The 12,452-nt window shown below is 37.6% G+C and carries 11 protein-coding genes and 1 pseudogene; 1 reads left to right on the plus strand and 11 read right to left on the minus strand.

The genetic code is table 11. The features are described 5' to 3' along the window. Positions 1-234: 234 nt before the first annotated feature. The 4 genes from A9G35_RS07005 to A9G35_RS07020 form a co-directional block, all read right to left on the minus strand. Positions 235-600 carry a hypothetical protein gene (locus A9G35_RS07005; protein ID WP_065636258.1) on the minus strand — a complete coding sequence of 122 codons (366 nt, stop codon included), beginning with the start codon at positions 598-600 and terminating at the stop codon, positions 235-237. 11 nt (positions 601-611) lie between these two features. Continuing rightward, on the minus strand, positions 612-1,520 hold the full coding sequence (locus A9G35_RS07010; protein WP_065636259.1) for an RHS repeat-associated core domain-containing protein: 909 nt from the start codon (positions 1,518-1,520) through the stop codon (positions 612-614). Between the two features lie 388 nt (positions 1,521-1,908). Then, positions 1,909-2,388, minus strand: a complete 480-nt coding sequence (locus A9G35_RS07015; RefSeq protein WP_065636260.1) for a hypothetical protein — start codon at positions 2,386-2,388, stop codon at positions 1,909-1,911. A 10-nt stretch (positions 2,389-2,398) separates the two neighbouring features. Next, positions 2,399-2,698, minus strand: a complete 300-nt coding sequence (locus A9G35_RS07020; protein WP_065636261.1) for a hypothetical protein — start codon at positions 2,696-2,698, stop codon at positions 2,399-2,401. 124 nt (positions 2,699-2,822) lie between these two features. Here A9G35_RS07020 and A9G35_RS07030 point away from each other — a divergent pair. Further along, positions 2,823-3,988 (plus strand): IS3 family transposase gene (locus A9G35_RS07030; protein ID WP_141673817.1). Its coding sequence is split into 2 segments (ribosomal slippage): positions 2,823-3,069 and positions 3,069-3,988, totalling 1,167 coding nucleotides; the frame shifts between segments, so codons are not numbered across the junction. A 14-nt stretch (positions 3,989-4,002) separates the two neighbouring features. On the opposite strand, the pseudogene A9G35_RS14140 reads toward A9G35_RS07030, so the two are convergent. From A9G35_RS14140 to A9G35_RS07060, 7 genes and pseudogenes are all read right to left on the minus strand, one after another. Further along, a pseudogene (locus tag A9G35_RS14140) lies at positions 4,003-4,095 on the minus strand (RHS repeat-associated core domain-containing protein); the annotation flags it as partial. A gap of 28 nt (positions 4,096-4,123) precedes the next feature. After that, entirely contained in the window at positions 4,124-4,495 is a 372-nt protein-coding gene (locus A9G35_RS07035; protein WP_065636263.1) for a hypothetical protein, read from the minus strand. An 8-nt stretch (positions 4,496-4,503) separates the two neighbouring features. Continuing rightward, positions 4,504-5,328, minus strand: coding sequence for an RHS repeat domain-containing protein (locus A9G35_RS07040; protein WP_081300150.1), 825 nt, complete (start codon positions 5,326-5,328; stop codon positions 4,504-4,506). Positions 5,329-5,397: 69 nt separating this feature from the next. Next, on the minus strand, positions 5,398-6,012 hold the full coding sequence (locus A9G35_RS07045; protein ID WP_065636265.1) for an RHS repeat domain-containing protein: 615 nt from the start codon (positions 6,010-6,012) through the stop codon (positions 5,398-5,400). A 162-nt stretch (positions 6,013-6,174) separates the two neighbouring features. Next, positions 6,175-6,504 (minus strand): zinc ABC transporter substrate-binding protein, encoded by a 330-nt coding sequence (locus A9G35_RS07050; RefSeq protein ID WP_065636266.1) that lies wholly within the window; start codon positions 6,502-6,504, stop codon positions 6,175-6,177. 5 nt (positions 6,505-6,509) lie between these two features. After that, positions 6,510-11,417, minus strand: coding sequence for an RHS repeat-associated core domain-containing protein (locus tag A9G35_RS07055; protein ID WP_065636267.1), 4,908 nt, complete (start codon positions 11,415-11,417; stop codon positions 6,510-6,512). A gap of 1 nt (position 11,418) precedes the next feature. Further along, the gene (locus A9G35_RS07060) at positions 11,419-12,153 is read right to left on the minus strand and encodes a DUF4123 domain-containing protein (RefSeq protein ID WP_081300151.1); all 735 of its coding nucleotides are present in this window, start codon (positions 12,151-12,153) and stop codon (positions 11,419-11,421) included. Positions 12,154-12,452: the final 299 nt, after the last annotated feature.

Raw genomic sequence — 12,452 nt, forward strand, 5'->3', positions numbered from 1 at the left:
TGGTTTTACCATCCACGGTTTTGCTAGTACGCCGATTAAAGGCATCATAGGTGTAGCTAAATCGTTCAACTTTATCATAATATTAACAACGTAATAGTAGATAGTTAGATGAATTTAGTTTTATTGTTAATCGACACAATAATGATTAAAATTTAGCAAAGCAAATTAATTATTGAACTTGCTTTGCAAGTTTAAAAGAGGATAATATCCTCCAGTAACATACTAGGATGTTGATTATTTCAGTTCTGATAAGACTCGATCTAAAAATCTCAAAAACTCAAATATATCAGAAAAGCGACCATTTTTACCTCTAACTGGAAGTTTTATTATTTGATTATTCTTGAGATAAATTAATATATTTTCCGATGATTTATCTCCCTCAATAGAGGTTTTTTTTATATCATTAAATAAAACATAAATATTGTTATGATTGGTTGTCCAACTAATACCATTTTCACATATAGTAATAGAGTCGTTTTCCGGTGAGTTATCATATATCCCGAAAATCTTTCCCAAACGAGTATTATTTTTTTTTTCCTTAACAATTTTGAACCTTACCATTGGAACCAGTATTCTTTTAACTCTTGTTTCTATATTCATTATAGAATCTCTTATTTCAATTTAATAATAATAATGTCATGTGCTCCATGACTGGTTAACCCATACCTTTTTTGTAATACATCATATAGTTTTGGGTTCGCTATTGTCCCTTCAATTTTCAATGTAGTGGCGCCATTTGCTTTTGCTAAATCGATTAAATTATTAACAATTCTTAACGGGTTATTTATTTCACCTCTAATCATATCAACTCTGACTGTAGCTATTCCGTCATTAACCGAAAAGGTTCCATCCAATTCAGACAACCTTCCTTTCACTCCAAGATCACTCGGAGTTAATGGACGTGAAAAATCAGCGGATTTATCAAGTCCAGATTGGGCTGCATTTGAATTGGCCTCCTTTCTAGCAACCCCCTCAAACCCACTATTTTCAACCTTAATCAACCCTAACGGATCAATCCAATTTATCGGATCACTACCGGCATATTGGTAACTATTTAGTCCACCCAGTATACCAAGCGGATCTTGAGTGATATACCTGCCTGTAAATGGGTCGTAATAACGGTTTAGGTTGTAGTGTAATCCCGTCTCCTCATCATAATATTGCCCTTGGAACCTTAACGGGTTATCCGGCAGGGCTTGGAAATCGTCTTGATGGTAGGTTTCGTTTATTATCTGCCCATAAGCATTATACTGGCATTCATAGAGCGTGTCACCCATGTTGCTGGTTAGGGCAATGGGGGTGCCGAGGTGGTCGTTTTGGTACCAGTAGAGTTTGATATTATCTTGCTGTGCATTGCCGTGGACAAGGGCTAATGGGCGGTAGGAATCCGGCTCGTAAAGGTAGGTTTGCCAGTGTTTATCATTATCGGTTTCGGCAATAAGCCGACTACCTTGCCACAAATTTGTCTGGAACAAATTTGAACAACGCTTTAGCGTTGGCCCTGCAAGGGTGAGTCTCATGGATGAGACGAATAAAAAAATTCGGTGGTTTTACCATCCACGGTTTTGCTAGTACGCCGATTAAAGGCATCATAAGTATAGGTGATAGTAAGCCCTGTCGGCTTAATGACTTTGATTAACCGGTGCCGGCAGTCGTGCTCATAGTGGGTGACTAGACTGTGGTCTTTTCCGCGCTTTTCAGCAATGAGGTTACCAAAACGGTCATAGTTAATTTGTTAGCATTTATCAAAAAATTAACAATAAAAGTGTAACAGTAGATGGCTAGATGTATTCAGTTTTACTGCTAGTCGATACAATAATGATTAAAACAAAGCAAGTCAATTATTAGGCTTGCTTTGCTGATTTGATATGTTAAATAAAATCTCTCTGCAATTAAAATTGGAACTTATTATACAGGCTCTAATGAAACAGCCATTTCTAATACTATATCTAAGTAAGACTTTTCTCCATTACTGCCTCTTCTTTTCAATTCATCATGAGCATAGACAATTTCAACTTTAGAACCTATCTGAAAAAGTTTCTTATCTTCTTTTTCAATATAATCATAAATGCTTTCTTCACACGTAGAGCCATCGTTTAATAATAAACTAAAACTATTATCAATTGATGATGGATCTTGACCTGCCACATAAGTTCTAGTTATTATTCCAGTTACATACTGTAAAGGTATTCGATCTTGGTTAATGTTATCCCACCATTCCTGTGATCCAAAAAGACCATGGGTACCTTTTAATCCCATATAGGGTTTTGACTTATCAAGAGTAAGTGATTGTGTCAATGTAATTTGTTCAGGCTTAGCCTTTAATTCTTCAGATAGGAGATAAACTAACTTCATTGGTACTTTTGAATTTTCTAACTTTAATAGCATATTTTTACCTTTATTTTACTTTTTCAAAATGAACAATATTTTCATTAAAAATTTCTATACCTCTACCTTGTCCAAGTTGGGTTGTCATTTGCCCACCTTCAACTTTAAAACGTGTATTTGTTTTCATCCATTTTCCAGTTTTAATCGACATAGTAGGAAACACTTTTGCTGCCGCAGAATTTGCTGCAATACCTATTTCTTGTAGTTTAGAAAATGTGCCTTGCTTAACCACGATTTTTACGGTTACTCCATTATATTTTGATGAATATCCTAAAACTGGAGAGATGGAAGTTTCTGTTGTTGGAGGCATTATACCTGTTCTAAGTTCTATTAAATCCAATCCTAATAGCTCTATTCCGCTAATTGATCCTCGCCAAAAAAGTGGACAAAAGTTGCCTCTATGATATAAACAAAAATCATAGGAGACAAATATTATGGTCAAAAAATTTAGTATCGAATTCAAACAACAATCAGTGGATTATGCGTTATCTAATGCACACCTTTCTATCAGCGAACTTGCCAACCATCTAGGTGTGGGTAAATCAACCCTAGATAAATGGATTAGGCAACTTTCCCGGAATAAAACTAGCCGTCGAGAGTTAACCGCTGAGCAACAGCGGATAATGGCGTTAGAAAAAGAGATTAAAGAACTGAAAATGGCTAATGATATACTAAAAAAGGCGCATGTGCATATCATCAACAATCCAAGTCGATGAAGTACGCTTATATGAAAAATCATTTAACCTGCTATCCCGTTACTAGGATATGCTCATTACTTGGTGTCAGTGCATCGGGTTATTATGCTTGGTTAAAAAGAGCAAACAAATCAGCTAAACTCAGCGAGTATATCCAAAAGCAGTATTGGCAACATAAAGCTCGTTTGGGTGCGCCAAGCCTGCTTCATGATGCAAGGGAAGCAGGCTATCAAGTTTCAGAACGAACAATTAGCCGTGTTTTGCAACAATTGGGATTACGTAGTTTAAGATTGCATAGTAAAGCAGCACGTAAATTCAAGTATAAAACAGACACGGCTCATCACAATATTGTGCCCAACACGTTAGATAGGCAATTTAACCCTGATAAGCCTAATAAAACATGGGTAACCGATATTACTTATATTAAAACGGGGGAAGGTTGGTTATATTTGTCGGTGATTATCGATTTATATGGACGAAAAGTGATTGCTAGGCAAACCAGTCGCTACATAGACCGTCATTTAGTGTGTAATACATTAAAACAAGCTTTATTTCGGCGTCAATTTCCTAAAAATGTACTCATTCATAGTGACCAAGGAAGCCAATATTGCAGTGCTGATTTCAAGCAATTATTGTTACAATATGGGCTAAGGCAAAGCATGAGTCGAAGAGGAAATTGCTTTGATAATGCGGTTGTTGAAAGTTTTTTTCATACACTCAAAACACACATTATTCATGACTGTTACTACAAAACGAGGAAGCAGGCTAATAAAGCACTATTTGAATATATTGAAATCTATTATAATCGGATACGCCGTCATTCAGCTAATGGCTGGGTATCACCTGAACAATATGAACAACAATATTACCAAAACGAAAAAATGATAGAGGTGGGCACTGTCTAATATTTTGGCGAGGATCAAATAGGATTATTACCTACATATCGATATAGATTGATATCACTTAAAATATCAAGCGAATCTTGGGTGATGTACCTACCTGTAAACTGGTCGTAATAACGATTTAAACCAAATACATAATTATCTTCGTAATGATATTAGCGGTGGTGGAGTATAATTATGTTTAGCAATATACTCTATTGCTTTTTGTCGTTCTTCCTCGGTAACTTTATCATTATAGGTTAAATAATTTTTTACTACTTTAAATGATTGTGAAAATGCGGGATTTTTCTCAATGAGCAATCTTAGATTTTCGCACCAAGGAATATTTGGCCATAAATCTAGATGGCGTGTTTTTTTTCTCATACCTTCTACTTTGATCCATTCGACTAATCTCTGTGAAATAATATATAAGTTTTTTTCACCTACTAGATCAATAGCTAAAATGAGTATTGGAGATTTAATATCTTCTTGTTTAAATAACAATAAGTCTTTCATCAGTTCTAATAACATAATAAGCCTTAATTCTTATATGGATTATATTTAATATTTGGATAATTTTTCTCAATATGTTTTAGCATCATTTTGACAGTGCTAAACTCAAGTGGTGAACCACTCCTTAATTGGAAAGCTCGCTCTTGTGCAAAAGCTCTCGTTTCCCAAATTCGCATACTTATCAAACTGGATTTACCAAATTTATTACTATAATCCAAAGCATGGGTTCCTTCATGAATTATATCGCTGTACAGTGATGGCGAACTTTTACGAACATAAATATTATCTTTTATAGCCATAGCAACAGCATCTTTATCAAAATATCGATTAAAAAGTTCATCACCCAAAACATTCAATCTTAGCTCTCCATTTTCTATCTTTCTTACTATTCTTGAAGCCTGCGGGGTAACACCATCTATTTTTGTAAGAATATAATCCTTTGTTAAAGTGATTCGCTCGCTTTGTGCTAATTCGTCTGCTTTAGGCAGATCTTTCATTAAAGGTAAATTGCACAAACCTAGAGGATCAACAATATTTGAAACATCATTATTAACATAGCAATAGTTATTAAAACCTGCAAATAACTTAATTGGATCTTGGGTGATATACCTGCCTGTAAATGGGTCGTAATAACGATTTAGATTATAATGAAGTCCTGTTTCTTCATCATAATATTGCCCTTGGAATCTTAACGGGTTATCCGGCAGGGTTTGGAAATCGTCTTGATGGTAGGTTTCGTTTATTATCTGCCCATAAGCATTATACTGACATTCATAGAGGGTGTCACCCATGTTGCTGGTTAGGGCAATGGGGGTGCCGAGGTGGTCGTTTTGGTACCAGTAGAGTTTGATATTATCTTGCTGTGCATTGCCGTGGACAAGGGCTAATGGGCGGTAGGAATCCGGCTCGTAAAGGTAGGGTTACCAGTGTTTATCATTATCCGTTTCGGCAATAAGCCGGCTACCTTGCCAGATAAATTCGGTGGTTTTACCATCCACGGTTTTGCTAGTACGCCGATTAAAGGCATCATAAGTATAGGTGATAATGAGCCCCGTCGGCTTAATCACTTTGATTAACCGGTGCCGGCTGTCGTACTCATAGTGGGTGACTAGGCTGTGGTCTTTTCCGCGCTTTTCAGCAATGAGGTTACCAAAGCGGTCATATTCAAAGTGTTTGTCACTAAAAAAGGTTAAGCGGTTGCCTTTGGCAATATTGGCGTGAAACGGCGCAGGTGCCAGCGCTTGGGTTTCTGTTATTTTATTGCCGGTTTGGTCATAGTCAAATAGCTCAACTTTTTCAGCATGATGATGCTCGGGGTTGGCCTCAGGATAAGTGACGGTGTGTAGCTGACCGGCGTTATCATAGTGGTAACGGCGTGGCTGTGCCCCCGTGATTTCAGCAAGCTGCCCATCAGGGGTGTAGTGGTAGTGCTGTTGCCAAAGCGGGGATGGCGAGGTCTGTGTGCTGATATCATAATTAACCAGTCTATTACCTTGACGACGCTTACATTCACGTCCTGCGTTATCATAAAGCATACCGATTAATGGCTGCCCATCTGATAGAAAAGCTCATAACTGGACGATCTATTCGTCGATCCAACGCTATCCCTTTTAATTTGGTTGATAGAATCAATTTTCACATTTAATTAGCAAATACATGAAATTTAGGATGTGATGCGAATACATAGGATTTGTTCCTTATTGAGGACCACTCCATATTAATTTATTTTTTAGCTGATAAGGAACTAATTCAAATAATTTTTTTATTCTTTCTATATGCCCTCGATAATTTGGAGATATATCTTCATTACAATTATCATAATAAAATTTAGCCTGATTATTCATAAAATGAATATCACTTTCCGTAAAATCTTGAACCAATATCTTCTTAGGTAAATTGTGAACTAGCTCAGCTTCATAATAACAAGATTCATCATTCGCTTTTCTAATTGCATTTTGTGATTGAATATTTCTAATGTAAGGTAAAGCCCATTCTAACATTTCAACATAAATTTCATTTTTCATCATAACGTTCACCTTCTAGGTAGAGGTCTTGCATCAATAGGCGGTTTTTGTGTCTCTGTCCATTTTCCATTAGATAATAGTTTTTTTACATAAGAAGCATTTCCTGTTTCTTTATAAATTTCCATTGCAGCAGCCATTCTATGATGACCTTCTGTAATATAATAATTTCCTTTGCTATCAACATATCCAGCTATAATATTGTCGATTTTTTTAAAATCATAAATTCCATTTATCATATCATGTTTTATAGAGTCTATTTGGGCTGGATTTCTTAATCCAACTTGAGTCCCTTTAATATTGGGAATACTTTCAGATGTAGTTGCTTTCTTTCCTGCAACCCCCTCAAACCCACTATTTCCAACCTTAACCAACCCTAACGGATCAACCCAATTTATCGGATCACTACCGGCATATTGGTAACTATTTAGTCCGCCTAGTATACCAAGCGGATCTTGGGTGATATACCTGCCTGTAAATGGGTCGTAATAACGATTTAGATTATAATGAAGTCCTGTTTCTTCATCATAATATTGCCCTTGGAATCTTAACGGGTTATCCGGCAGGGTTTGGAAATCGTCTTGATGGTAGGTTTCGTTTATTATCTGCCCATAAGCATTATACTGGCATTCATAGAGGGTGTCACCCATGTTGCTGGTTAGGGCAATGGGGGTGCCGAGGTGGTCGTTTTGGTACCAGTAGAGTTTGATATTATCTTGCTGTGCATTGCCGTGCACAAGGGCTAATGGGCGGTAGGAGTCCGGCTCGTAAAGGTAGGTTTGCCAGTGTTTATCATTATCCGTTTCGGCAATAAGCCGGCTACCTTGCCAGATAAATTCAATAGTTTTGCCATCCACGGTTTTGCTAGTACGCCGATTAAAGGCATCATAAGTATAGGTGATAGTAAGCCCTGTCGGTTTAATGACTTTGATTAACCGGTGCCGGCAGTCGTACTCATAGTGGGTGACTAGGCTGTGGTCTTTTCCGCGCTTTTCAGCAATCAGATTACCAAAGCGGTCATATTCAAAGTGTTTGTCACTAAAAAAGGTTAAGCGGTTGCCTTTGGCAATATTGGCGTGAAACGGCGCAGGTGCCAGTGCTTGGGTTTCTGTTATTTTATTGCCGGTTTGGTCATAATCAAAAAGCTCAACTTTTTCAGCATGATGATGCTCGGGGTTGGCCTCAGGATAAGTGACGGTGTGTAGCTGACCGGCGTTATCATAGTGGTAACGGCGTGGCTGTGCCCCTGTGATTTCGGCAAGCTGCCCATCAGGAGTGTAGTGGTAGTGCTGTTGCCAAAGCGGGGATGGCGAGGTCTGTGTGCTGATATCATAACCGTGATAGCGTTGATGGGCAATAAGTTGCCCCAGTGGGTCGTATTGATAGCGGTTAACCAGTCCATTGCCTTGACGACGCTCACATTCACGCCCCAAGTTATCATAAAACATGCCGATTAACGACTGCCCATCTAACGTTATGCCCCGTAATTGCCCATTAAGATGATAATATTCTAACCATTGCCCATCGGGCAGTTTAGTGCCACTGAGTAAGCCAGTGTTATCATCATAGCGATGGCGGATAGTCGCCCAGTTTTGGTGTTCAGCCGTTAAACGCCCGACTTCATCATATTCCCATCCTAAAACCGATTGTCCATCGAGTATTTGCGTTAATAGTCCGTTATGATTGTAACTATAGTGCTCTTTTACGCCATCCGGTAATTCTTTTACCCTTAGTTTGCCGCTAATATCACGATGGTAACGGGTAATGAGCGGTTTTTCATCATATCGGTCACCATATTCTTGTTTTTCAATTAAATAACCATTTAAATCGTAATGATAAGTCGTTTTTATACCGTCAAAACCAATTTCTTCACTCAGTTGACCGGTTGGGGTATAGCTTAAGTAGTAGCGTTCTCCTTTTTGATTTTCAATTTCACTCACTTGCAGGTGAATATTATCATAACGAAATTTAAGCCGTCCGCCATCCGGCAGTCGCTTTTCGGTCATTAAATGTAACGGCAAGGCGTAGTCATATTCAGTCACTTTACCCGTTTCATCTTTAAACCAAGTCACTTTGCCATAAGCGTTATATCGATATTCACGGGTAGTGTTATTCGGATAGGTGATTTTAGTGATTTGGCCTAAGGCATCATAAGTATAATAGGTTTCGGCCTGTTGTTCATTACTGACTTTAGTGAGCCGAAGTAAAGCATCATAACTAAATTCAACAAAACGACCATCAGAAAAGCGTTGCTGTTGTAATTCGCCCCGTTCACCCCAAGTAAAATGTTGTTCATTACCATCAGGATATTGTGTCGATAAACGCTGTCCATGTTCATTATAGCTATGACGAGTGAGTAAACCGTCCGGTGTTTCGACCTCAATAATATCATTGTGATGGTTATAACGTAATCGCCATATCAGGCCATTTTTTTCAATACGAATAATTCGCCCATATTGCCAAGTATAATCTTCATAACTATCATCTGGGTAAATAATGGTTTTTAACTCTGCATTAACCGTATATTCATAGCGGGTTTGATTACCTAAAGCATCAATCTCAACGGTTTTAAGTCCCTCTTCATTATACTGATAAGTTTTTGTTGCCCCATTAGCATCGGTTTCTGATTGTAGTAAGCCGTCTTTATGTGAGTAGGATTTTTGACTGCCATCCGCCATGGTGACTATCACGTTTTCATCCTGCCAAGTGTAACTTTCATCTAACTGTCCAAAGTTACCCCATTGACGTAAACAACGCGCATCTTGACCTTCGCCCTCCCAAGTCCAGTTAAATTCAGCACCACCGGCCATAGTTCGTTTTTGAATAACATTTAATGCGTCATATTCATAAGATTCGGTTTGACCGGCTACGTTGGTTGCGCCAATAAGCTGATGATGTTCATTATAGTGATAATGCATTAGGGTTTGCAGCGTTTGCCATTCCCCTGCAACTAAAGTTTGAATAGCGACTGTATCGATAAGTATCGATTGTTTATCACGATAACCAAACGCTAACCGCCGTGATTTATCTTCCTGAGGTTGCAGGGCTATTAGGCGCTGATTATTGTCATAAACGACATCCAGTCGATGACCATACTTATCTGTAATGGCGCTTAAATAGGCTGTCTGTTCAATCCGTTTAAAGTGATATTGCACTAGACTGTGACCTTTAGACAGGATGTATTCATCAGGCATGTTGCCTAAATAAATAGCCGATTCAGCTACTGGATTAATAACAATGGGCGCTTTTTGTGTGGGTAGAGGAAAAGTGGTAAATAAATTTTCATCATCCAGCCAGATAACCTCTTCGCCTTCAAACAGTAAGTAATGCGCCAAAGAGTGGCTCCATCCATAGCCTAGCCCAATATTATGCTCAACGGCACTGCTTCGGTAACAGCGCTGCCAGATAAAAGGCAATAAACCTTTAAATTCACCATCATGAAGGGTGAGTTGCTCTTCTCCCGTTACCATCGATATCGGGTCGGCACTGACAGGCGCATTGCGAGTAGTTCCTTTTTTATTAGCAAGCTGAGGCAATTTTGATTTTATATTGGCAAATTTTTTCTCAACTATTTGTATCCATGGCTTCAAACGTGAAGATAATTTAATGTATTGACTTGATGATTTGATATGCTTAACCGCATTAATACCATTCCCCCCCAAGATAGCTTTATTGGGGGTGATTGCTTTCATACCTTTTTTTAAGCCATCGCTCATTTTGGTCATTGAGTTAAGAAATCGGCTACCACTATTTATAGCACTAACTGATTTGCTTAGTGCTGCAATAAGACCTTTAGAAATCAATGCTTCAACAATGAATTCGGCAACCCATTCAATTATCGATATCATCATGGCTGAATACACTTTACCAGAAAATACCATTTTATAATGAGGAGGCAGCATCGCCATCCAGCTTTGAGCGTAATAAGCGGCGATATAAAACCGAACTTCGTCTTGTAATAGGGTTAGAGTGGGTTCATCACTCATCACTCGGTCTTTTAATGACTCATCAAGCCAGCCACGAAAATCCCATTCTTTAAGTTTTCCTAACGCTTTTTTATATTTTTCTAATTCTTCATCAACCCCTGTTACCAGCCCAACATTCCACCATTGAGATAATAACTTATATTGTTCTGTAATCTCTAATGTAGAATAGGATTCCCATTCCGGCAATATTTCATTGGTCCAGTTCTCTTGTAAATTTTGATGTAACTCATCGATTATCATTTGATAAGCTTGTAACCAGTTGTCGACATCGCCTTTTTCGACGGGTAATACCACGATATGATATTCTGAATATTTGGCAAATTTTTCGTCTGACCAGTCAAGCTCTGCTTCACCGTTTTCATCAAGTGTAATGATATACTCTTGTTTTTCAGCTTCAGAAAGGCGGATATTTTCTTCTATTTTAATCGGCGGTATATTAACCGTGTTAGCACCAATAGGGGAAAAAAATTTAGTTTGATAAGGGATTAATTGAATTTTAACTTGACTTAAAATGACTTTTTCGTTGTTGAGCCCCTCCATATTATAACTGATTTTGACTTTCCCTTTATTCGCACATTTGGCACAATAAGGCTTATTGATATTAACGACTTGTGTTGAGCGTTTATTGCTCAGTAGTTTTTCTTTAATATCAATATAAGGAATCACATTCGATGCGCCCCATCGACTCATCCTTGCTTTATATTCGTCTTGTGTTTCCTTTGAAAATGTAGATAAACAAGTTTTTAATTCAGTTAATAAAATATTGGCTCTTTTAATATAAAATTGTGGGTCTTCATCTTTTGCAGTAAGAAAATTAATAATTGATGAACGAATAGCTCCTTCTTGTGCATCAATCATTCCTTCTGGGCTTACATATATTGGTGGAAGCTCGTTGTTAACCTTATTGAGAATCTTATTTATATTCTTGTCCATATTAAGTTTCCCTTTTTTCTTGATTCAACTGCTGCAATATAAAATCAAATACGTTTTGTTTTTTGGTTGATAACGATAAAAGATGAATTATTTTTGTTTCTAATACTTGATAAGGAAAGGCGGTATAAATATCTAAATAGTTTTCTTGTAATAATTGTAAAATGTGGTCAACTAAAAGCTTAGGTTTGGCTGTAGATAATTGTTCTAATAGCTTTTGTGGCACCTGCCACCAAGGCGATGTTTGCACGGCTTGTTCAAGTGGTACATGCACCACATGCGATTGGTGATTAATCCAGTAAAAGGCAAAGGCAGGGAGCACGTCTTGCCAGCTATCGGTAAAATAATCAAGCATGGTTGACAGGTACTCACCATCCCAGTAGCGAAAAAAGACTGTTTCGCCATCGGGCATTATGGCTTGAGTTAAGCTGCGTAAATGCGCGCAGATGTCTTCAAAGGGTAAATGAGAGCGCGCCAGCCAGCCCCAGTCTTTATACTCGGTGTTGTTTACCCAATCTAAAAAAGGGCTGTGCTCATCAAGCCTAACTAGCATAGGCATTACTGAAAACCAGTGCTCGTAAGGGGTGCCAGTATAAAGGCCATAAGGCGTTTGCGAGCCATCGGTAATATAGTAGTTTTTAACGGCTTGCGCATCACTGACGTTAGAAAGCACCGCATATAAAGGCATAGACGAGGTGGCGGTAATGGTGCGCCAGTTAGCTAGTGGCATATCTAACATAATATGCTTACTCCATGAAATAAAACAAAATAATAATTAACATTATGATTTATCAATATCACCAACAACATCCCCACCATAGAGCCGTTAAGAAATCGAAAATAAATGCATTTTCTTATTTAAAATACGTTATTTTTGTTATTGAAACAATATTTTTGAACGATATTATTTCAATAATCTTTTTTTAGCACTTATTGTTGTATAAATTATTTCGTTTATTTAACATCGGTATTATTGATATAATTTATTAGTTTATTGCTTAACTAACTAAATTATAAATAATTTTAATATTTATCTTT

Origin of the sequence: Gilliamella sp. Choc5-1 (assembly GCF_001690595.1) — a bacterium.
GTDB lineage: Bacteria > Pseudomonadota > Gammaproteobacteria > Enterobacterales > Orbaceae > Gilliamella > Gilliamella apicola_M.